The sequence below is a fragment of the Sporosarcina sp. P37 genome (assembly GCF_002109365.1).
Taxonomy (GTDB): domain Bacteria; phylum Bacillota; class Bacilli; order Bacillales_A; family Planococcaceae; genus Sporosarcina.
The window spans coordinates 2181702-2204020 of the sequence record NZ_CP015349.1 but is presented as its reverse complement, the minus strand read 5'-3'; the positions used below and the strand labels follow the sequence as shown (position 1 = coordinate 2204020).

The window sequence follows — 22319 nt, the reverse complement described above, 5'->3', positions numbered from 1 at the left end:
CTAATATTCATCATTCGCTTATCGGGGTGTCTGCTTGGTCGGCTGATGTTTTCTATATAGAATATAACTTCTGCCTACATAATTCAACGGCACACTCCAAACGTGAACCAAACGCGTAAATGGCCACATTGCAAAAATCAGAAACCCTGCTAACACATGAAGTTTGAACGCAATGGGAACAGATGCCATATACGCTGCTTCCGGCCTGAAAATTAATAGGGAGCGGAACCATACTGAAATCGTGTCACGGTAATCAAAGCCAGGTGTCATCGTGTTCGTGATCAGCGAGCTGTAGACACCAATGAAGACGATAAACAGCAAAAACGAATTGACGATTAAATCAGAACGGGAAGACAATTTCCGTACATTTGCTTTCGTAAAACGGCGGGATGTCAGAATAATCATCCCCGCCAGTGTCACGACGCCGAAAAAACCGCCGCCCCACACCGCACCAATATGGTACATATGGTCGCTGATCCCCATTGCCCGCGTCCATTCTTTCGGAATTCCCAGCCCTGCCACATGACCTAAAATAACGGGAAAGATTCCGATATGGAACAGCAGACTGCCGATCATCAACTGCTTCTTTTCAATGAATTCACTCGATTTTGCCGTCCAGCCGAACTGATCGTTACGGTAACGGAAAATATGCCCTACAATGAATATTGCGATACAGACATAAGGAAAAATGATCCACAAAAATTGACTAGTCATTAGCGGAAACCTCCCGTTGAATACATGATTTACATGTTTCACGCAGTGCACGGATCAAATGGACCCACGGACTTTCATACTTCTCCAAAGCTTTCATTAAAAAGTATGTACCGTCCTCGATTACCGCGAGCAGCATAGAAAAGCTATGCTGTGCTCTCGGATCTCCCTTCCATTCCGCTGCATAAATAAATTCACACATTAATGGAAGCAAGTCGGATAGTTCTTCGTCCGGCATTTCAAGCCCGAACATTTCGTACAGCACTTTCAACTGTGCCAGCGTCTGACCGCGTTCTTTCGAGTCCTCGAATTTTACGTATGTCATAAACAGCGTGGCATCTTTTTGGAAATCAAAGGTGTACGTGTACATCTCCTGTATTTCATCTAAACTGTACGTCTGCATCGTTTCCCAGTACAGCTGCAGCTCATCATAAGCTGCAGCATTATCTGGCACGAATTCATTCCACATATCTGGATGGAACGTCAGCTTCTCCGGATAGTTCAGCTGTTGGGAGAAAAAGCCGAAGATCTGTTTCTTTTCATATAGCAAATCAAGATTAATCACGCCAGATCCCCCCATAGAAGTTCTCCTGGTAGATTTCCTTCCCTGTTTTCACCGGCGCTCCTGGCGACGCTGGGCCGCAGCCGTCACAGCCTCCATCTGAGCCCATCACAGAGAATGAATACGGATTGGAAGCCGGCGCTTGTTCGCCATACGTGCCCATGCCGTCATACCCCGCGGAACCTTGGGAACGGTAGACGTTCATCTGACTTTCTTTATGCGATGTCGGAATGACGAATCGGTCCTCGTATTTCGCAATCGCAAGCAGGCGGTACATCTGTTTTGTCTGTTGCGCAGTCAGTCCAACGCGCTCCAGTTTTGTTTCATCGAAATCCTTGCCGGAAGAAACTGCACGCATGTATGAACGCATCATCGCCATACGCTGCAGGCCTCCTTTCACTGTATCCACATCTCCAGCCGTCAGCATATTCGCCAAGTACTGAAGCGGAATGCGCATTTCTTCGATAGCCGGGAAAATCATGTCCGGATTTTTGATGGAGTCTTTACCTTCAAAGTAGTTCATGATCGGACTGAGCGGCGGCACGTACCATACCATCGGCAGTGTACGGTATTCCGGGTGCAGCGGGAATGCAAGCTTGTACTCTATCGCCAATTTATACACCGGCGAGTTCTGCGCTGCGTCAATCCAGTCTTCCGAAATGCCGTCTTTGATCGCCTGTGCGATCACTTCCGGGTCATTCGGGTCTAGGAACAAATCGCATTGTGCCTGGTAAAGATCTTTCGGGTCCGGCGTGGAAGCCGCTTCCTGCACGCGGTCTGCGTCATAGAGCAGAACACCCAGATAACGGATCCGGCCTGTACATGTTTCAGAACATACTGTCGGCAATCCCGATTCCACACGCGGGAAACAGAATGTACATTTCTCTGCTTTATTTGTTTTCCAGTTAAAGTAGACTTTCTTATACGGACAGCCGGTCATGCAATAACGCCAGCCCCGGCATGCTTCCTGGTCGACCAGAACGATTCCGTCTTCGTCACGCTTGTAGATGGCGCCTGAAGGACAAGATGCCACACAGCTCGGATTCAGACAGTGTTCACATAGTCTTGGCAAATACATCATGAATGCCTGCTCGAAGTTGAATTTGATTTCTTCTTCGATTTTCTCAATATTCGGGTCAGTCGGTCCTGTGATATGCGCGCCCGCCAGCTGATCTTCCCAGTTCGGACCCCATTCAGGATCCATATATTCGCCTGTCACAACAGACTTTGCGCGAGCTACCGGCGTATGCTTCTGATCCGGCGCTGACGTCAGCTTCTCGTAATCATATGTCCACGGCTCATAGTAATCTTTCATTTCCGGCATATCCGGGTTGTAGAAGATTTTTCCGAGCGCGATTTTCGACAGCTTCGTGCCTGATTTCAGCTCCAGCTTACCTTTTCTCAACTGCCAGCCGCCTTTATAGAGCTCCTGGTCTTCCCATCGTTTCGGATAGCCGATTCCCGGTTTTGTTTCTACGTTATTGAACCACATGTACTCGGCACCTTCGCGGTTCGTCCATGTCGTTTTACACGTAACACTGCACGTATGACACCCGATACACTTGTCTAAATTCATCACCATTGCAACTTGTGCTTTAATTTTCAAGCCAGTTGACCTCCTTCATCTTACGGACTGCGACGTAGACATCACGCTGGTTACCAATCGGCCCGTAGTAGTTGAATCCATAGCTGAGCTGTGCATAGCCGCCTACCATTTGAGTCGGCTTCATGTGGATACGCGTCGGTGCATTATGGCTTCCTCCGCGCTGCTCGGTAATTTCCGAGCCCGGCATCTGAATGTGTTTGTCTTGTGCGTGGTACATGAACATCGTACCTTTTGGCATTCTGTGACTGACGACGGCACGTGCGTTGACGACGCCGTTCCGGTTATATACTTCAAGCCATGCATTGTCTTCGATTCCATGCTCTTCTGCATCGAGATTGGACAGCCAGACCGTCGGGCCGCCGCGGAACAATGTCAGCATGTGCTGATTATCCTGGTAAGTCGAGTGGATGTTCCACTTGCCGTGCGGTGTTAGATAGCGCAGGACGAGGGCATCCTGTCCGCCTTTGACTTCATCATCGCGGTCCGCGAAGACAAATGGCGGCAAGGTCGGTTTATAGATCGGCAATGCTTCTCCAAATCCAAGGAACAGTTCATGATCGACGTAGAAATGCTGTCTGCCGGTCAGTGTCCGGAAAGGCACCAGACGCTCAATATTCGTTGTAAACGGTGAGTAGCGCCGTCCAAGTTTATTGGAACCGCTGAATACTGGCGTCGGAATCACTTCACGCGGCTGCGCGGTAATATTGGCGAATGTGAAGCGCTCCGCTGCGCGGTCTGCTGAAATATCTTTCAGCTCTACACCCGTATCATGCTCCGCCGCTTCAAATGCACGTTGCGATACACGGCCGTTCGTTGCGGAGGACAATGTCAGCATCGCTTCCGCTGCGTGCTTCGCCGTATACAGCTTCGGCAAGCCGCTCTTTACGGTATCGTCATCATAGACGCCGTTGATGCCTTTCATCAGTTCGTATTCTTCCGCTACAGAGAAGCTGACGCCGTGCGCCCCTGTCTTGCCTGTGGACAATAAAGGTCCGAGCGTAATATATTTGTCATAAATTTGGGTGTAATCCCGTTCTACAATCGTCATGCCTGGCATTGTTTTGCCCGGTACCGCCTCAATTTCCCCTTTACTCCAGTCATGCACTTCACCAAACGGCTGCGCAATTTCCTGAATGGAGTCATGTGCTAACGGCGACGTGACCAAGTCTTTGTAGACGCCCGGCAAATGGATCTTCGCCAATTCTGAGAACGTCTGCGCAATTGTGCGGTAAATATCCCAGTCTGATCTTGATTCCCACAGCGGATTGACTGCCGGATTGAACGGGTGGACGAATGGATGCATGTCCGTAGAAGACAGATCCACTTTCTCGTACCATGTAGCAGCCGGCAGAACGATATCTGCGTAGAGCGGCGTTGCTGTCATACGGAAATCAAGCGCCACCAGTAAATCCAGTTTACCTTCCACTTCGTCGCGCCAGACCATTTCTTCTGGTTTCATATCTTCATTCGGCGTAGCCAGCAGGCCGTCTGACGCCCCTAGCAAATGCTTCATGAAATATTCCTGCCCTTTTGCCGAACTCGAAATTAAATTCGAGCGCCAGACGAACAGGGAACGCGGGAAGTTTTCTGGTGCATCCGGATCTTCCGCTGCAAATTGCAGTTCTCCCGATTTCAGCTGGTCAACAACGTGCGAGACCACTTCCTTCGGTTCTGTCTTGCCAAGTTTTGCGGCTTCTTCGACAAGCTGCAGGCTATTTTTATTAAACTGCGGATAAGACGGCAGCCAGCCCAATCGTGCTGCGAGTACGTTATAGTCAGCAGGATGCTGATATCTGGCTTTTCCTCCGAGCGGCGACATAAGTGTATCGGCACCCGCTTCCTCGTATTTCCACTGATCCGTAGCGAAGTAGAAGAATGACGTCGCGTTTTGCAGACGCGGCGGCCCTTGCCAGTCTTTTGCGAATGCAATGGTGCTCCATCCTTCAATCGGACGGCATTTCTCCTGTCCGACATAATGCGCCCAGCCTCCGCCGTTGACGCCTTGCGAAGCTGTCAGCGTGACAAGATTCAATATCGCGCGGTAAATCGTATCACTGTTGAACCAGTGATTGATGCCCGCTCCCATGATGATCATCGAACGTCCGCCGGTATCAATCGCATTCTGCGCAAACTCCATCGCAATCTGCGTAACTAGTTCAGGCTTCACATTAGTGATAGCCTCCTGCCAGGCTGGAGTATATATAGAAGTTACATCATCATATCCTGTCGCTTCCAATTCACTGTCAATGCGGTTGACGCCGTATTGGCTCAGCATGACATCATATGTTGTCGCGACCAGACGCTCTGTGCCGTCTGCAAGCTGTAATTTCATTACAGGAATTGGCCGCTTGAATGTGCCGTTGCCCCGGTTATCAAAGTAAGGGAAATGAATTTCTTCCCAGCTGTCCGCCTGCTTTTCAATGGACAATGCCGGCTCTACAAAAGTGCCGTCTTCATTTTCAAGCTGCAAATTCCATTTAACGTCATCTTCCCAGCGCTGTCCCATCGTGCCGTTCGGAACAATCACTTTGCCTGCCGCTTCATCAAACAGCATAGGTTTCCACTCGGCGTGTGCATCCTGCTGCCCTAAATCGCTGGCACGAAGGAACCGTCCCGCTTTATATGAATCTTCATGCGGATCCAATAAAATCAGAAACGGCATGTCCGTATATTGTTTCGCATAATTTAAAAATGTCGGCTCTTTACGTTTCTGATAAAATTCATCCAATATAACATGTGTCATCGCCTGTGCTACAGCTGCATCCGTTCCGGGGTTTGCCGCGATCCAGTCATCCGCATGTGTAACACTTTCTGCATAATCCGGTGCCACCGAAACGACTTTCGTTCCTTTATAGCGGACTTCTGTCATGAAGTGTGCATCTGGCGTCCGGGTAAGCGGCACGTTGGAGCCCCACATAATGATATAACCGGCATTGAACCAGTCACTTGATTCCGGAACATCGGTCTGCTCACCCCAGATTTGCGGAGAGGAAGGCGGAAGGTCCGCATACCAGTCGTAGAAGCTGAGCATTTCGCCGCCAAGCAATGAAATGAAACGTGCACCTGACGCGTAACTGACCATCGACATCGCAGGAATCGGCGTGAATCCCGCTACGCGATCCGGACCGTATTTTTGTACCGTGTAGATGAGCTGCGCCGCGATCAGCATCGTTGCATCACGCCAATGAATCCGAACGTGGCCGCCTTTACCGCGCGCACTTTTATATTCTTTAGTTTTCTCTGGATCTTCGACGATGGATGTCCAAGCTTCCACGGGATCTTTCTTTTCCTGCAAAGCTTCGTTCCACATGCGCCACAGCTTCCCTCTTATATAAGGATACTTCACGCGCAAAGGACTGTATTCATACCAGGAAAATGAAGCTCCGCGGGGGCAGCCTCTGGGTTCAAATTCAGGCATATCCGGACCGCAGGAAGGATAATCTATTTGCTGATTTTCCCACGTGATGATGCCGTTCTTGACGAATACTTTCCAGCTGCAGGAACCTGTACAGTTTACGCCGTGTGTAGTACGCACCACTTTGTCATGTGACCAGCGCTGACGGTACATATTTTCCCAATCACGGCTCTTTTCTTCCAGCACCGACCAGCTTCCGGAATAACTCTCGACAGGTTTAAAATAATTCAATCCGAATCTCTTTTTCATCGAACATTTCCACTCCTTCTCAGAATGTAGCAGTAAATGAAACAAACCTATTACTCACAGTACCCTAAAACAAACTGATTAATCTGAATATAAACTAAGGGAATTCCCTATTTTCATTTTTGTATCACAGGACGTTTCAACTAATTACAATTTATTATCTTTATATTTGATAATTATACGTGTTTTAACAGGTCTTTCCATAAGGGTTTTCCCTATTCCCGTCCACAGAACACCCTTTGTATATTTGAATTTAAGGGGAAACGCTTACTGCCGGCGTTCACAACAACTCTGTTATTTTACCCGCTTGCCATTTGATTTTAGTGTAATTATTCATAGAGTGGGAAATTAAGTATAGTTCTCTTAATATTATGTTGATTTTATTCAGATAACTGATAGAATTATATACAAAATGAAAGGTAAGGTGGATAATACCGTGGCAAACGAACTAAATAAAGTACTTCGTTGTGAAGCACTAAAAGACAAAATTGTAACAGCAGAAGAAGCAGCTTCTTGGATCGAGGATGGAATGTCATTGGGTCTGAGCGGCTTTACTTTGTCCGGGGACGCGAAAGCGGTTCCATTGGCATTGGCTGAAAGAGGTAAAAAAGAAGACTTCAAAGTAAACGTTTTCACCGGTGCTTCCATGGGGCCAAACGTTGACCAGCTGATGGCTGAAGCAGACGTAATTAATTTACGCGTTCCTTATCAGGGTAACCCGACAATGCGCGGTAAAATCAACAATGGTGAGTCATTCTATATCGATCAGCATCTTTCTCATACAGCTGAATGGATTCGTCAAGGCGTAATCGGCCCTGTTGACTATGCAATTATCGAAGCAGCTGCAATTACAGAAGATGGTCAGATTATTCCGACTGGTTCTGTTGGTAACTCCCCTATTTTTGTTCAGGAAGCGAAGAATGTTATCATCGAATTGAATGTGAATGCTCCTGTTGAATTTGAAGGTTTGCATGATATCTATATTCCTGAATACCAGGGCGACCGCAAAGAAATTCCTGTTTTCAGCGTGACAGATAAAATCGGTACACCTGGAATCAAAGTGGATCCTGAAAAGGTACGCGGTATCGTTCTTACAGAGCAGGGAGATATTCCGTCCCCTATCGTTCCTCCAGATGAAGAGACACAGGAGATTGCAAACAACTTGCTGACATTCTTCCGTGACGAAATCAAATTGGGTCGCATGGACGAGTCACTTCTTCCTCTTCAATCAGGTGTTGGTTCAGTAGCAAACGCTGTTCTTGACGGCATGAGAACATCTGAATTCAGAGACATCGAAGTATATTCTGAAGTTCTTCAGGATGCAATCTTCGACTTGATCGATGACGGCGTTGTGAAATTCGCTTCTGCGACTTCATTAACACTTTCTAAAAAGCGTTTGGACAGCTTCCAGGACGATATCGCTAAATACCGCGATAAGCTAGTTTTCCGTCCACAAGAAGTTTCAAACCACCCGGAAGTAATTCGTCGTTTGGGTGTTATTTCCTTCAACACGGCGCTTGAACTGGACATCTACGGAAACGTTAACTCTACACATGTTGCTGGAACACGCATGATGAATGGTATTGGCGGATCTGGTGACTTCGCTCGTAACGCGCGCATCGCGATTTTCGTTACGAAGTCTTACGCAAAAGGCGGAGACGTGTCATCAATCGTACCTTTCTCTTCTCACGTGGACCACACGGAGCACGACGTAGACGTAATTGTAACGGAACAAGGTTATGCGGATCTTCGCGGCCTGGCTCCAAGACAAAAAGCAGAACTGTTGATTGAAAACTGTGCTCACCCTGATTTCAAGGAAGAGCTGCGCGATTACTACAACAGAGCATGTGAACAAGTTGGCGGACAGACTCCACACATTCTGGAAGAAGCCCTATCTTGGCACGTAAATCTTGCAAAAAACAAGACAATGCACAAAGCTGCTGAAGCACAAAAATAATTTCATAACTATGAAGACGAGCGGACTTAGGTCCGCTTGTCTTTTTTTGCGTTGTTTTTTTGATTGAGCGCTTGCGGGGGCGGGATGAGCGGACGCGGGGTGACTATGAGCGCGTGCGAAGGCAGTATGAGCGGACGCGGGGTGACTAGGGGCGCTTGCGAAGGCGGGATGAGCGCACACGGGGTGACTGTGAGCGCTTGCGAAGGCAATATGAGCGGACGCGGGGCGACTATGAGCGCTTGCGAAAGTAGTATGAGCGGACGCGGGGCGACTATGAGCGCGTGCGAAGGCAGGATGAGCGCACACGGGGTGACTATGACCGGTTGCGAAGGCGGGATGAGCGGACACGGGGTGACTAGGGGCGCTTGCGAAGGCGGGATGAGCGGACACGGGGTGACTATGAGCGCTTGCGGGGGCGGGATGAGCGGACGCGGGGTGACTATGAGCGCGTGCGAAGGCAGTATGAGCGGACGCGGGGTGACTAGGGGCGCTTGCGAAGGCGGGATGAGCGCACACGGGGTGACTGTGAGCGCTTGCGAAGGCAATATGAGCGGACGCGGGGCGACTATGAGCGCGTGCGAAAGTAGTATGAGCGCACGCGGGGTGACTATGAGCGCGTGCGAAAGTAGTATGAGCGCATGCGGGGCGACTATGAACGGTTGCGAAGGCGGGATGAGCGCACGCGGGGTGACTATGAGCGCTTGCGAAAGTAGTATGAGCGAATCCGGATACGCCCTTCCCCCTCTCCTCCCTACACACCAAAAAAGCGGAACCCTTTACGGATTCCGCTTTCTCTTACGTATTACAAATCATCAAAGCCATTTAAATCACTGGTTTTCACATACTGGCGGCTTGTCTGCTCGAAGAAGTCCGTTTTCGTGTCGTCGAAGTTGTCAACGTACGCTCGGATCCACTTCATTGGGTTGTCTGTAAACTCGGGATAGATTTCGCTCAGGCCGAGCATGCGCAGCATTTTGTTGGCGCGGTATTTTACGTAGCCTTCCATTTCATCCATTTCTAGACCATCGATGTCACCAAGTACATAGCGGCTCCAGATGACTTCTTGTTCTACGGAGTGGCGGAATTGGTCGTAGATCCATTCCGTGAATTCATCCGTATTGTACTCAGGGTTTTCCGCCAGTGCTGCGCGGAAGATGTCGCTGATTGCTTTGCCGTGCTGAAGTTCGTCACGATTGATATAGGAGATCATCGTAGATGTGCCGACCATTTTCTGATGACGCGCCAAATTATAGAAGAATGCGAAGCCGCTGTAGAAGAAGAGTCCTTCAAGCAGCGTGGTGTAGACCATTGCTTTTAGTACTGTTTCAATCGTCGGATTCTCTGCAAATTCATTGTAAACTTCTACAATCCGTTCATTACGCTTCATTAACACTTCATCTGTACGGCCCATCTCAAAAGATTCCATCTGCTTGTCAAGATTTGTGACTGATGACAGCACGTATGCATAACTGTGATTATGCTCGCTTTCCTGATCGGCAATCGTTGCCATAATCGACTTGACGGAAGGATCTGTTGTAAAGTCTGCAATTTTCATTGCGATGACGGTTTGCGGACCATCCAGTGTCGCAAGCAAACCAATGATTTTCAGAAATGCAGATTGCTCTTCTTTAGTCAGACTTGCAAACTGTTTGACGTCCTGCGTCATGTCTACTTCATTTGCTGTCCAAAAAAGAGAACGGATGCGCTGACGCAGTGTATAGAAATGCGGGTGCGCGAGGTCATTCCAGTTCAAGATGCCGCTTGCTTCCCCGCCGAATATTGCTGTCGCTTTATTCGGATTTGCCGGGTTCAATACTTTTACTCGTGTAAGTGTCGCCAATGGTCGAGCACTCCTTTCGTCCAGTTCATAACTGTTTGTTCTTGTACGCCGCGCGGGCTTTGTTCAATCTTTAATGGTTCAAAGGGAGAGTGGTAGAATTTTGCAAGTTTGTCTGCAGCTTTGCAAAATAGCTCGTCGCCTCCAAACTGTGTGTCCCCCGTCCCGAAGACGTAGACAGGCTCGGGCTTATAGCCGATGTCTGCCACGAAATCTTTGACTTCATCCGGTGTTGCGCCCTTTTCCCAGGTGAAAGAACCGATGCAGAACGCGTCGTATTCGCTAATATCCGGAATCACACCGAGGCCGATACGATGTGTATCGACTTCGATGCCTTCACTTTCCAGATTTTCTGTAATTAACTCTGCCACTTCCTGTGTATTGCCGCTCCAGGATGCGTAGGCAATCAGGAATGACACCACTCGCACTCCTCGATCTCAGCTGCGGTTGAACGCATATAGTATGTCGTTTTCATGCCCGATTTCCACGCCTGCAAGTGCAGGTCCAGAATGACAGATGCACGGATGGTGTTCGGAACATAGATGTTGAACGAAATCGCCTGGTCGATATGTTGCTGACGGGCGGCATTTTGTTTGATGGACCAGCGCTGATCAACGATATACGCAGAACGGCGGTATACATCATACGTGTTATGATCCAAATCCGGTGCGATAACCGGTAATTTATAATCTTTTTTCTCCTCATGGTAGAACGGCTTAAACACCGGGTCGATGGACGCTGTTGAGCCAGCGATGACGGATGTGGAACTGTTCGGTGCGACTGCCATTAAGTAGCCGTTACGCATACCGTTAATAGCTACGTCCATTCGCAGCTCACGCCATTTGTTGGAATCATACTCACGTTGTTCGAAATACTCGCCTGTCTGCCAGTCCGACCCATCGAACAATGGATATGCCCCTTTTTCTTTCGATAATTCCATTGACGCTTTGATCGTCAAGTATGCAATATTTTCGTAAAGCTTGTCCGCATATTCCACAGCCTCATCAGATTCCCATTGGATATTTTTCAATGCGAGTAAATGATGCCAGCCAAATGTCCCTAGACCGATTCCGCGGTAACGCGCATTTGTACGCTGCGCCTGGACCACCGGAATTTTATTCTGATCGATGACATTGTCGAGCATACGGACTTGAATAGTAATCAAGCGCTCTAATACATCCGCTGGAACTGCTTTTCCTAAATTAATCGATGACAAATTACAGACGACAAAATCACCAGGCTTCGTGCGCGTGACAACCAGATCATCTTCCAGCGTAACCGATTCATGTGTACTAGCTGACATATTTTGCAATATTTCTGTGCATAAATTACTAGAATAAATAATCCCTTCATGTTTATTCGGATTCATCCGATTTACTTCATCGCGGTAAAACATGAATGGCGTTCCTGTTTCAAGCTGGCTGCGCAAGATTCGTTTCATAATCTCAATCGCCGGAACCGTTTCTCTGGATAGGTCTTCATTGCGGACACACTCTTCGTACTTTTCACGGAATGTTCCCTGCCCTTTTGTTTCATCATAGAAATCTTCCAATGAATAGCCCATCTTTACACGGACCTCATGCGGATCAAATAGGTGCCAGTCTTCACGTGACTCCACTTTTTCCATGAATAAATCCGGCAGGCAAACGCCTGTGAAAATATCGTGGGCACGCAAACGGTCATCGCCATTATTAAGCTTCAGATCGAGGAATGTGAATATATCCTGATGCCATACGTCCAGATAAACTGCCACTGCCCCTTGGCGCTGGCCAAGCTGATCGACGCTTACTGCCGTGTTGTTCAGCTGCTTGATCCACGGAAGCACCCCGCTGGACGCGCCTTCAAATCCCCGAATGGAAGCACCGCGGGACCGGACTTTCCCCATATAGACGCCGATGCCGCCGCCAAATTTCGACAGATTCGCGATATCCGTATTGCTGCTATAGATACCTTGCAGTGAATCATCGACTGTATCGATAAAGCAGCTCGACAGCTGGCCGTGCATTTTCCCTGCGTTTGATAATGTGGGAGTAGCCACCGTCATGTACAGATTACTCATCGCCCAGTATGCTTCGCCGATTTTATGGATGCGATCTTCCGTTTCATCCTGCATCAGCGTCATCGCTATGATCAGCCAGCGTTCTTGCGGAAGCTCGACCGGCTGCTTTTTGAAATTCACCGTTACATAACGGTCCACCAATGTTTTCAAACCGATGTAAGTGAATAATAAATCGCGCGCAGGGTCGATCAATTTGCCGATTTCCTGCAGCTCCTGCCGGCTGTATTTCTCCGTCAGAACAGGCGTATAAAGTCCCTGCTCCACTAATCGTTCTACATTTTTCGCAAAATCGGCATAAACATCTGCACCGCGCAAGGTTTTTTGTTTCGCATAGACGTCGAATAAATAAATACGTGCAGCAACGAATGTCCAATACGCATTTGCTTCATCAATACGGCTCAATGATTCGAGCACCATCGCATTCGTCCACTCCGCAGCGGAACTCGCGGGATGACGCTGCTGAAATTTCTCACTCGCTTCGATCAATGGCTCAATTTGCTTCTTTCCAAATTCCTCTTGTAAATTTTCCATCAATAGCTGAAGTCCGACTGTTTCTTGAATAATAGCCATTATATCCGCTCCCTTTAGTTGAGTGATGATGTTTTGCGGTAAATAAAAAGACTCCCAATAAAATCGGGAGTCGACAGCTGACGTATGGCAGATAGTAGAAAGGTTTAGGCAGGCAAAAAAACACTGCTGTTTGCTTTCACTCTCCAACCCCGAAGAATGTTTTGCTGAGACGATTGGCAGGTCTACTGGCTGGCACATCTTCCTTCCATCTTTCCTTCCCGCCGAAGCAGTGGATTTACTAAGACAGTCGTCCGTGCCCTCAGTTGCGGGGGCAGCTCCGTTTTTCGCGGATTCCCTTTTAAACTTGTTGGGTACCAATTCATCTAATTACCGTTATACACTATATATAGTATATTGTTTCCTATATAACCCTAACATGTTGTGTTCAAACATGCAAAACAAAAATCGAACCGAAGTTCAGAATCTATCTTCTGAACTACGATTCGACTTTTGATATTCAGCATTTTATAGTATATCAAACTTTTTACTTCTTGACTAAATAGTTTGTGTGAACGTTCAGCATTTGAAAATAATGTTTTAAAATCTTTCCACTTGATTACTGATTCAGGAAGCAAAATTAAAAAACTAACTCCTTACAATCTGCCTCTTATCACTTCACAGTCGCAGCCGCTCTTCCGCTTCTTCAGCTGTTTCTTCCCAGCATTCTGCTCCCTTTAAGTCCGGGATGCTCGCGGCTTTGAATACGGGGTTTCTGCCTGCTTTTCGTTGTTTGCTGAAGTCGTCGAGTACTTTGAAGGCGACTTTGCCGAGTAACAGTATGACGATCAGGTTAATGATGGCCATTAGTCCCATAAACAGGTCAGCCATGTTCCATACGATTTGTACTTTTGCAACGGCTCCAAAGAAGACCATTGCGAGTACCAGGATTTGATAAACTAATTTCCATGCTTTGTTTGCCTTAATGAATTCTATGTTCGTTTCGCCATAGTAGTAGTTCCCGATGATGGAACTGAATGCGAAGAACATGATGGCTACGGCGATGAAGTATGGTGCCCAAGCGCCTACATGTACAGCCATTGATGCCTGTGTTAAAAGAATACCGTTTGTTTCGCCTGATTCATACAGACCGCCAAGCAAGATGATGAAGGCAGTTGCAGAACAAATGATGATCGTATCAAAGAATACGCCCAGGCTTTGTACAAGCCCCTGTTTCGCGGGATGTGATACGTTCGCCGTGGCTGCGGCGTTCGGTACACTACCCATACCCGCTTCATTGGAGAAGAGACCGCGGCGCACACCTTGCATGATAGCCATACCGATCCCGCCGCCCATGACTTCCTTGAGACCGAATGCATGCTGGAAAATCAATGCAATCATCGCAGGAACCTGCGTAATATTCATAACGACAATAAACAATGCCACGATAATATAAAACGTCGCCATTACCGGGACAATGGTCTGTGTTACTTTTACAATACGCTTTACGCCGCCGAAGACGATAAACCCAGTCAAAACAATCAGGCCAATACCGACACCCCAGTCGGGAATGCCGAATACATCTGTAAACGACTGACTGATCGTGTTCGATTGCACGGAGTTAAAAATGAACCCAAAACTCATGGTCAGTAAAACAGCGAAGACAATACCAAGCTTCCGCCAGCCAAGCGCTTTTTCCATATAATACGCCGGCCCTCCGCGGAATGTTTCGCCGTCCTTCACTTTATACACTTGCGCCAGTGTACTTTCAACGTATGCCGTCGCCATGCCGATTAACGCGATCACCCACATCCAAAATACAGCACCCGGGCCGCCGATACCGATCGCAAGGGCCACCCCTGCCACGTTACCGGTCCCTACACGCGACGCTGCACTGATTGTGAATGCCTGAAACGGCGATACTCCGTCATTACTGCTCTTCTTCTCTACAATCAGACGGAACATTTCACGAAATAATCGCACCTGTACAAATTTCGTACGAAACGTAAAATACAAACCCGCCAGTAATAATAGTCCAATCAAAACATATGTCCAAATAAAATTATTCGCTGGCCCTACCAGCCAGTCCAAAGCATCTTGAAACATCCGACCACCTCCTTGTGTATGCTATACCCTGTCAGCCTGTCTCCTATGCACATCAGAGATAAATAACCTATTACTTTTTACATGCTCTGCATCACAACCGCTGTTTTACATTCCAATAGCCCAAACGCGTTTTCCATCAGTTCTGATAACGGCGTACATCCGTCGTCCAGTGAATGCAGTTGAGTAAACCACTTCTGCAGCTCTTCGCGCGCCTCTTCTTCCACAGATCCTGAAATCACAACTGCCGGCACACCATGTTTTTTCGCTGCCTTCGCAATCCCCATCAGTGCTTTACCGGCCAGAGTCTGCCGGTCTGTCGCGCCTTCTCCGGTCAAAATAAAATCGGCAGACATCAGCGATTCGACAAACCCAATTGCACTCAGCACCACATCAATTCCGCTCTCCAAACGTGCACCTGCATAAGCAATCAATGCACCTGCACAGCCGCCAGCAGCGCCTGCACCTTGCAGATCATGCAGGCGAATCCCTGTCAGCCGTTCGGTTTCATCAGCAAAATGCTGCAGCCCCTCATCTAAACGCAGAACCATATCCGCATCCGCCCCTTTTTGCGGACCAAACACAAATGATGCCCCCTGCTCACCAATAAAAGGATTCTCCACATCGGACGCGATCCGTATATCCGCCTGAAGTATGCGCCTGTCCAGCTGCGACAGATCGATGCTATCAATTGACGAAAGTGCTGCACCATTCATCCGCAGTAACCGGCCTTCTGACAGAAAACGGACACCGAGAGCCTCGAGCAGACCCGTCCCGCCGTCATTTGTCGCACTGCCGCCGAGACCGATGATAAACTTGCGGAAGCCCCGATCAAACGCATGACGAATCAATTGTCCTGTACCATATGCAGACGCTTTCATTGGATCCAGCTCATCCTCCGCCAGCAGCATCAGACCGGAAGCCTGTGCCATTTCGATGACTGCCGTCTCTTGGTCACCGAGCACACCGAACGAGGCATTAATTATCCGGCCGAGCGGATCCTGCACGGACACCGTCTCACTCGTTCCTCCTGTTGTCGTTATCAAAGCGGAAAGCGTTCCTTCACCGCCGTCTGCTACAGGCAAACGCAGCACTTCTGCATGCGGGAATACCTTTTTCACCCCTCGATACATGGCCTCAACTGCTTCTCCTGCACGCAGACTTCCTTTAAATGCATCAGGCGCAATCACAATCTTCACGGCCGCCACTCCCTTTCTTTGTATTTTAGCAGATTGAATGAAATAAAATACAGTGGAAATATCATGGAGAATCTATATTTCAGGTGAACTGATATTGAAATAGCCTGTTAAGTACACGGTATCCGGCAGATGAGCGCAGCGCGGACATGAAATGCCCCGCTAACGGCTTGTCACTATCAAATAAACACCCGTACATATCAAAATTACATAAGTAATGACTTGAAACGTTCTCTGGCTGATCCACTTAAATAATACTTGCCCCATCCATACGCCTGCGAATAAAGAAGGCAGTGCCCACAGCGAGGAAATCCATGCCTCCTTAGCCGTCCCGCCAAACGTCAGCTGCATCATCAGACTGGCTGAATAAACAAATAGATAATACGCCAGTGTGGTACTGCGAAGTGTCGTTTTATCTATTCCGGAACCGGAAAAGTACAGCAGCAGCGGAGGGCCGGGCACGCCGATGCTTGTCGTTAATAATCCCGAAACCCCGCCAGCAATCAAATCTTTCTGTTTCGTTCGTTCAAGCGTCAACCTGAAAATAAGAAGCGCTGTTAAAATAAGAATGAGTGCACCGACTGACATTTTCAGCAGCCTGATATCCATAAACAGATAAACCAAAATTCCTAAAACCAATCCCGGCACACTTCCTTTTATTAGCCTTATCAGCAATCCGCCTTCTATTTCCCTCCTGATCCTCACGATCATTACAGCGGAGAGAACAATCGAAAGAATAATATTAATTTGAACCGCTGTATGTACAGGGTATATCAATAATAAAAAAGGAGTTCCGATAATGGAGAAACCAAAACCGGTACTCGACTGCAGCAGCGAAGCCACTAGCACAATGACAATTAGTATTCCCGCATCTTCTATCATCTATAATCACCCACCCGGTACGTTAACTGCTAGAATGCTGGATGCCCCTATTCTATTCAACAGTAAACGGCACTGCAAGAGTTACTTCATAGAAAGGTTCTGCTGGCGCTAAAAATGTCTTAACCAAACGGTATTGCCCCGGTATCAATTTGACCCCCAGCATATCAACCGAGAATGTCTGCTGCGTCACGGCTCCTGATTTTAATATCAGCCCGAAGTTTTTAAAATCGGGATTTTCGAGAAATACTGCATCCGAATGGGTCATAATATGCCAGCCGTCTTCTTCAAGCATCTCCATACGGTAATACGCACCATATCCGAAGTCTTTTCCGCTTTCATTTTTCAGCTCGGCATCGAAGACAGGTGTCGGGTCCGTATAGATATCTTTTGATATAGAAAGTGACAATCCTGCTTCCGACTGATGAAGCTCCTGGTCCGGAGAAGGAATATCCAGCGTGCGAACGGACAGGCTGTTACTGCACGCTGTTAATAAAAAGACGAGTGTGAACAGAATGAACTTTTTCATAATAATCACCTCTGTCTTTAGTTTATCAAGCGCCCGGCAGTCCGCGCCTTGACCCCTGTCAAGACTCAGGCACGCTGGAAGTATCGGTGGAAGTTGATGATATAATGTATTACAGTACATACTAAAGAACATATACGAAACAGAAGGCATAGGGGGCTGAGAAAGTATGCGATCCTTTCATTTCAACGGCAGTCGAATAGTGAAGACAGGGATAGCTATATTTTTGACGGCCATTATTTGCGAATGGATGAATTGGCCGCCGGTATTTGCGGTGATCACAGCCATTGTTACAATTGAGCCGACTGTCAGTGATTCCATAAAAAAAGGAATCATACGATTTCCGGCATCTGCAATCGGTTCTGCGTTTGCCGTTTTTTTCATCACACTGTTTGGGAACTCTCCTATTACCTATACCTTGGCAGCCGTTTCCACGATTTTAGTCTGTTATAAACTTAAACTGCATGCCGGTCTGCTGGTTGCCACATTGACAGCTGTCGCCATGGTGGAAGTCATCCACAGTAATTACTTGATCGCATTTTTTATCCGATTGGGCACAACGACGACAGGACTGCTCGTGTCCACCGCCGTCAACCTGTTAGTATTTCCGCCTGACTACAGAAAAGATATTGCGAAGAACATTCAACTGGTGAGTGAACGGACAGGCACCGTATTGGACCGGCTATTCCGAACGATCTTATATGAGGGGCACGGGGAGCGGACTGAGGAAAAAGCAGTCATTCAACAACTGACAGAAGTAATCAGAAGAACAGAAACGCTCATTCAATTCCAGCGCGATGAATCCACATTGTTTTCTAGGTTGCGAGGAAATAATAAAGATTTTCGCCTGGCTGAAGAACAATTGCTGTTTTTACATAACTTGGAGTACCATCTCACTACGTTACTTCATATCCCTTTGCAGCACATTTCATGGACAACGGCGGAACGCGATCGTATCATGCATGCCGTAACGGAGCTTGCTCAGAACTTGAAGAATTCTGCAGGATACAATCACGACAAGCAACAGCAGCACTTACAGACTATTACGGATCTGTTCTGGATTGACCATGAGAACGCAAAGAAAGACAATAAGGCAGCGAGCACTCCATTTTCTCAGAAGTTCATGATCCTGTATGAACTGGCCGCAATTTATCATGCAGTGAATCAATTTTATTATCACTCCGCCGCGAAGTACCCTGACAATGAACTGGACAAACAATAAAAGCAGACATAGAAAAACAGGCTTATCGGGCCCGATAAGCCTGTTTCCAATATACAGTATCACTTCTCCAGCGCGTTCGTAATGTGCGCCAAATGATGCTCCTCATGCCACGCTAATTTCGCCAGCTTTGCCGCAACTGATATTTCACCGTTCTCTGCATGAGTAAACGTCCGGTCCAGCTGCTCGTTTGTCAAACGGTTCCCTAAAGCAACAATCCGCTCATTGATTCCTTCAAGCATTTTAATGGAGCTTTCCACAGGAAGCTCCGTATCTGGCTGCACGGCCCACTGGTCTTGGTCAAAGGCCGGTGCTGTCGGGTTATCATCTGTTAAAGCCAGCTTCAGGCGCTGATACATATTCAACTGGGAATCCGCAATATGATGCACCAATTGACGGACTGTCCAGCCTCCCTCTCGATATGTTTTTCGCAATTCCTCTTCATTCAATGAATCGACAGTTTCTCTTAACCGCGAAGTATACGTTGTAATTTCCCCTAGCCATCCTTGAATATCTTCCTGAGTAACTTGTTCAGGCACCTGTAATTTTCCGATTGGAAATTTTACATCCATACTATATCCCTCGCTTTCTTATTCTTTCTTTATCCTATTATCACATGTATTATCTAACTATTCTATCAGTAAATTACCACAGCAGCACTTTCATATAAAGACAGCTGAAAATATTTGAGCTAAAGCCGACATATTGGTATTGACTCTCACGTTACGTCACACTTTACAATAAGAGTTGTCAGGAGGTTAAAACGATGAAAATGAAGGTAAAGGAAGTTGCTGATCTAGTCGGGATCAGTGTGCGGACATTGCATCATTATGATGACATCGGGTTACTGAAGCCGGATGAGACAACTGAGGCGGGATACCGCTATTACTCTGATCAGAACCTTGAGACATTACAGCAAATATTATTTTTCAGAGAATTGGACTTCCCGCTGAAAGAAATCAAGGAAATTATCACCGCGCCGTCATTTGACAGGCACGAGGCGCTCAGGCTTCAACGGGAGATGCTGCAAAAGAAGCGCGAGCGCATTGATCTGATGATAGCGACCATCGATAAAACAACTAAACACATGAATGGAGAGATTGATATGACAAACGAAGAGAAATTCGCGGGGTTTGACTTCAGCCATAATCCTTACGAAGAAGAAGCCCGCAAACGGTGGGGCAATAAGGCTGTCGATCAAGCAAACACTGCATTTACAAATGAAGCATTAGGCGAAAAGATGAATGATATTTTTCGCAGGCTGGCGGCACTTACAGATATCCCGCCCGAATCTGCTGAAGCACAAACAGGTATTGCTGAATGGTACCACTTTTTAAATTCTAGCACTGGCAATTATTACTCACCAGAAGCATTTAAAGGTTTAGGTGAACTGTATGTGGCTGACGAGCGCTTCACGAAAAATATTGATCAATTCGGCGAGGGATTGGCCCGATTTATGCGTGATGCCATGGCAGTCTACGCAGACAATCATAAAAAGTAAATGTTGTATTCATCCTCAAAACACCAAACGAGTCAGCGCTGCGATCGCACGTCTCTGACTCGTTTTCCAACAGGTGAAAAGAACATATGAACGCAGATGTATTTGCCATTCCCTTATTCCGCGACGACTTGTGAAAGAGGCCATTTCCATGTATATTTTAACTATCACTGATTATAAGCGTCTTACATATGCAGGCGTTTGGATGAGTGAAGAGGGTTCGAAACCATCCCCTCTAAAATAAAAACTATGGAGGAATGTAAAGTGAATAAGGCAATTGTAGTATTTAGTGGCGGACAGGATTCGACCACGTGCCTGTTATGGGCATTGGAAGAATTCGACGAAGTAGAAACCGTCACGTTTTTGTATGGGCAAAGACATGAGCAGGAAGTGGAATGCGCCCGAAAGATTGCAAAGGATTTAGGTGTTAAACAAAAGATCATTCAAATGGATGTTCTTCATCAATTAACTGACAATGCCTTAACCCGGAGCGATATGGACATTGCAGCAGAAGAAGGAAGCGTGCCCAATACGTTTGTAGAAGGACGAAATCATATATTCCTTTCCTTCGCGGCGATCTATGCAAAAACAATCGGGGCAAGCACGGTGATTACTGGTGTAAGTGAAACAGATTTCAGCGGATATCCTGATTGCCGGGATGAGTTTATTCGTTCATTGAATACAACGCTAAACTTGGCAATGGATTACCCCTTTACGTTAAGCACCCCTTTAATGTGGAAAAACAAAGCGGAAGTTTGGGAAATGGCCGATCAAATGGGACGGCTTGCGTATATTCAGGAGAATACGTTAACTTGCTACAACGGCGTAATGGGTGACGGCTGTAAAGAGTGCCCGGCCTGCACATTGCGGAATGACGGGTTCAAAATGTACATGCAAGGACACCGTGTCTCATGATCCGAATCACCATTTATTTACTGTCCATTATACTGGCCAACGTGATTACAGCAAGATTTGCACCATTTGAAATCGGACCGCTCATTATTCCTTATGGTACCCTATTCATTGGATTAACACTTGTCATGAGAGACATGGTTCAAAATAGATTCGGAAGATTTCAGACGTACATATTGATTGGCGCCGCACTCCTATTATCCGCTCTTTCAAGTTATTTATTAGGAGATCAATTGTGGGTCGTCTTTGCAAGTACGCTCAGTTTTATCGTTTCAGAAACAGCTGATACCGAAATTTACACACGTTTTAAACTGCCTTTCGTAAAAAGAGTTCTCTTTTCGGGTATTGTAGCCGGATTTTTAGACTCCAGTTTGTTTGTCATCATCGGAATCGGACCCCTTGGACTTCAATTCGTCCCGTGGGAACTGGTGCCGTACGCCATACTAGGACAATGGATTGCGAAAGTATTGATGCAGTTACTCGTTGCAGGCGGAATTAGACAAGTCGTGATCAAGCTAGATCTATACGAACCAAACATTTCAGATGTACATGAAAGGAGAATTCAACATGCGGGACCAAGATAAAAAAGATCTTACATTACTAGGAAATCAAGATACAAAATATAATTACGAATATGATCCAGATATTTTAGAGACATTTGAAAATCAGCACCAAGACAATGATTATTTTGTGAAATTTAATATCCCGGAGTTTACCAGTCTATGTCCGATTACCGGTCAGCCGGATTTTGCAGCTGTGTACATTTCTTATATTCCTGATGTAAAGATGGTAGAAAGTAAGTCATTGAAACTGTATATGTTCAGCTTCAGAAATCATCCGGGGTTTCATGAAGATTGCGCAAACCTTATTATGAAAGACTTAATTGCCCTGATGGATCCCAGATATATTGAAGTATGGGCTAAATTCACCCCGCGCGGCGGAATTTCGATAGATCCGTATTGTAATTACGGTAAACCTGGAACCGTTTTTGAACAGATGGCGAAAGAAAGACTGTTTCAGCACGATCTGTATCCAGAGAATATCGACAACAGATAAAAAAAGCCAGGCACGGAACAATTACAAAAT

The 22319-nt window shown here is 46.9% G+C and carries 18 protein-coding genes and 1 riboswitch; of the genes, 6 read left to right on the top strand and 12 right to left on the bottom strand.

What is annotated here, in order from left to right; translation table 11 throughout:
* Positions 1–18: 18 nt before the first annotated feature.
* From narI to SporoP37_RS11295, 4 genes are read right to left on the bottom strand one after another with little or no spacing between them, the layout of a single operon-like run.
* A complete protein-coding gene (gene narI / locus SporoP37_RS11310; protein WP_085430987.1) occupies positions 19–714 on the bottom strand; it encodes a respiratory nitrate reductase subunit gamma in 696 nt (231 codons plus the stop codon).
* On the bottom strand, positions 707–1276 hold the full coding sequence (gene narJ / locus SporoP37_RS11305; RefSeq protein ID WP_081244840.1) for a nitrate reductase molybdenum cofactor assembly chaperone: 570 nt from the start codon (positions 1274–1276) through the stop codon (positions 707–709). Before narJ ends, narI begins: the two co-directional genes overlap by 8 nt.
* On the bottom strand, positions 1269–2879 hold the full coding sequence (gene narH / locus SporoP37_RS11300) for a nitrate reductase subunit beta (RefSeq protein ID WP_081243741.1): 1611 nt from the start codon (positions 2877–2879) through the stop codon (positions 1269–1271). The genes narJ and narH overlap by 8 nt, the downstream gene beginning before the upstream one ends.
* Complete coding sequence (locus SporoP37_RS11295; RefSeq protein ID WP_081243740.1) at positions 2869–6543, bottom strand: nitrate reductase subunit alpha; 3675 nt, start codon at positions 6541–6543, stop codon at positions 2869–2871. Before SporoP37_RS11295 ends, narH begins: the two co-directional genes overlap by 11 nt.
* A 409-nt stretch (positions 6544–6952) precedes the next feature.
* On the opposite strand from SporoP37_RS11295, the gene SporoP37_RS11290 reads away from it, so the two are divergent.
* Positions 6953–8497, top strand: a complete 1545-nt coding sequence (locus SporoP37_RS11290; RefSeq protein WP_369821928.1) for a succinyl-CoA:acetate CoA-transferase ScpC — start codon at positions 6953–6955, stop codon at positions 8495–8497.
* A gap of 802 nt (positions 8498–9299) precedes the next feature.
* Here the strand turns inward: SporoP37_RS11290 and SporoP37_RS11285 are convergent.
* From SporoP37_RS11285 to SporoP37_RS11250, 7 genes are all read right to left on the bottom strand, one after another.
* The gene (locus SporoP37_RS11285; protein ID WP_081243738.1) at positions 9300–10337 is read right to left on the bottom strand and encodes a ribonucleotide-diphosphate reductase subunit beta; all 1038 of its coding nucleotides are present in this window, start codon (positions 10335–10337) and stop codon (positions 9300–9302) included.
* Positions 10316–10753 (bottom strand): flavodoxin, encoded by a 438-nt coding sequence (locus tag SporoP37_RS11280; RefSeq protein WP_081243737.1) that lies wholly within the window; start codon positions 10751–10753, stop codon positions 10316–10318. Before SporoP37_RS11280 ends, SporoP37_RS11285 begins: the two co-directional genes overlap by 22 nt.
* Positions 10741–12924 (bottom strand): ribonucleoside-diphosphate reductase subunit alpha, encoded by a 2184-nt coding sequence (locus tag SporoP37_RS11275; protein WP_369821979.1) that lies wholly within the window; start codon positions 12922–12924, stop codon positions 10741–10743. The genes SporoP37_RS11280 and SporoP37_RS11275 overlap by 13 nt, the downstream gene beginning before the upstream one ends.
* 197 nt (positions 12925–13121) lie before the next feature.
* Positions 13122–13298, bottom strand: a riboswitch (cobalamin riboswitch).
* 280 nt (positions 13299–13578) lie between these two features.
* Positions 13579–15006, bottom strand: a complete 1428-nt coding sequence (locus SporoP37_RS11265; protein ID WP_099662781.1) for an alanine/glycine:cation symporter family protein — start codon at positions 15004–15006, stop codon at positions 13579–13581.
* A gap of 77 nt (positions 15007–15083) precedes the next feature.
* Positions 15084–16202: a glycerate kinase gene (locus SporoP37_RS11260; protein ID WP_085430986.1), complete on the bottom strand. Its 1119-nt coding sequence runs from the start codon at positions 16200–16202 to the stop codon at positions 15084–15086.
* Positions 16203–16361: 159 nt separating this feature from the next.
* Positions 16362–17081 carry a sulfite exporter TauE/SafE family protein gene (locus SporoP37_RS11255; protein WP_085430985.1) on the bottom strand — a complete coding sequence of 240 codons (720 nt, stop codon included), beginning with the start codon at positions 17079–17081 and terminating at the stop codon, positions 16362–16364.
* Between the two features lie 52 nt (positions 17082–17133).
* Positions 17134–17607: an immunoglobulin-like domain-containing protein gene (locus SporoP37_RS11250; RefSeq protein WP_085430984.1), complete on the bottom strand. Its 474-nt coding sequence runs from the start codon at positions 17605–17607 to the stop codon at positions 17134–17136.
* Positions 17608–17773: 166 nt separating this feature from the next.
* On the opposite strand from SporoP37_RS11250, the gene SporoP37_RS11245 reads away from it, so the two are divergent.
* Positions 17774–18826, top strand: coding sequence for an aromatic acid exporter family protein (locus tag SporoP37_RS11245; protein WP_085430983.1), 1053 nt, complete (start codon positions 17774–17776; stop codon positions 18824–18826).
* 59 nt (positions 18827–18885) lie between these two features.
* Here SporoP37_RS11245 and SporoP37_RS11240 read toward each other — a convergent pair whose 3' ends face one another.
* Positions 18886–19395: a YfiT family bacillithiol transferase gene (locus tag SporoP37_RS11240; RefSeq protein WP_081243731.1), complete on the bottom strand. Its 510-nt coding sequence runs from the start codon at positions 19393–19395 to the stop codon at positions 18886–18888.
* 194 nt (positions 19396–19589) lie between these two features.
* On the opposite strand from SporoP37_RS11240, the gene SporoP37_RS11235 reads away from it, so the two are divergent.
* The 4 genes from SporoP37_RS11235 to queF all read left to right on the top strand — a co-directional run bounded on the left by SporoP37_RS11235 (position 19590) and on the right by queF (position 22289).
* Entirely contained in the window at positions 19590–20324 is a 735-nt protein-coding gene (locus SporoP37_RS11235; protein ID WP_085430982.1) for a MerR family transcriptional regulator, read from the top strand.
* Positions 20325–20570: 246 nt separating this feature from the next.
* On the top strand, positions 20571–21236 hold the full coding sequence (gene queC, locus SporoP37_RS11230) for a 7-cyano-7-deazaguanine synthase QueC (protein ID WP_085430981.1): 666 nt from the start codon (positions 20571–20573) through the stop codon (positions 21234–21236).
* Positions 21236–21817, top strand: coding sequence for a VUT family protein (locus tag SporoP37_RS11225; RefSeq protein ID WP_085431782.1), 582 nt, complete (start codon positions 21236–21238; stop codon positions 21815–21817). The genes queC and SporoP37_RS11225 overlap by 1 nt, the downstream gene beginning before the upstream one ends.
* Complete coding sequence (queF, locus tag SporoP37_RS11220) at positions 21801–22289, top strand: preQ(1) synthase (RefSeq protein WP_081243728.1); 489 nt, start codon at positions 21801–21803, stop codon at positions 22287–22289. The genes SporoP37_RS11225 and queF overlap by 17 nt, the downstream gene beginning before the upstream one ends.
* Positions 22290–22319: the final 30 nt, after the last annotated feature.

Excerpts from the sequence above, each read along its gene's own strand:
- SporoP37_RS11245 (WP_085430983.1), top strand. The coding sequence starts at position 17,774 with ATGCGATCCTTTCATTTCAACGGCAGTCGAATAGTGAAGACAGGGATA.
- SporoP37_RS11265 (WP_099662781.1), bottom strand. The coding sequence starts at position 15,006 with ATGTTTCAAGATGCTTTGGACTGGCTGGTAGGGCCAGCGAATAATTTT.
- narI (WP_085430987.1), bottom strand. The coding sequence starts at position 714 with ATGACTAGTCAATTTTTGTGGATCATTTTTCCTTATGTCTGTATCGCA.
- SporoP37_RS11295 (WP_081243740.1), bottom strand. The coding sequence starts at position 6,543 with ATGAAAAAGAGATTCGGATTGAATTATTTTAAACCTGTCGAGAGTTAT.
- queF (WP_081243728.1), top strand. The coding sequence starts at position 21,801 with ATGCGGGACCAAGATAAAAAAGATCTTACATTACTAGGAAATCAAGAT.
- SporoP37_RS11250 (WP_085430984.1), bottom strand. The coding sequence starts at position 17,607 with ATGAAAAAGTTCATTCTGTTCACACTCGTCTTTTTATTAACAGCGTGC.
- SporoP37_RS11275 (WP_369821979.1), bottom strand. The coding sequence starts at position 12,924 with ATGGAAAATTTACAAGAGGAATTTGGAAAGAAGCAAATTGAGCCATTG.
- queC (WP_085430981.1), top strand. The coding sequence starts at position 20,571 with ATGGAGGAATGTAAAGTGAATAAGGCAATTGTAGTATTTAGTGGCGGA.
- SporoP37_RS11255 (WP_085430985.1), bottom strand. The coding sequence starts at position 17,081 with ATGATAGAAGATGCGGGAATACTAATTGTCATTGTGCTAGTGGCTTCG.
- SporoP37_RS11235 (WP_085430982.1), top strand. The coding sequence starts at position 19,590 with ATGAAAATGAAGGTAAAGGAAGTTGCTGATCTAGTCGGGATCAGTGTG.
- SporoP37_RS11290 (WP_369821928.1), top strand. The coding sequence starts at position 6,953 with ATGAAAGGTAAGGTGGATAATACCGTGGCAAACGAACTAAATAAAGTA.
- SporoP37_RS11240 (WP_081243731.1), bottom strand. The coding sequence starts at position 19,395 with ATGGATGTAAAATTTCCAATCGGAAAATTACAGGTGCCTGAACAAGTT.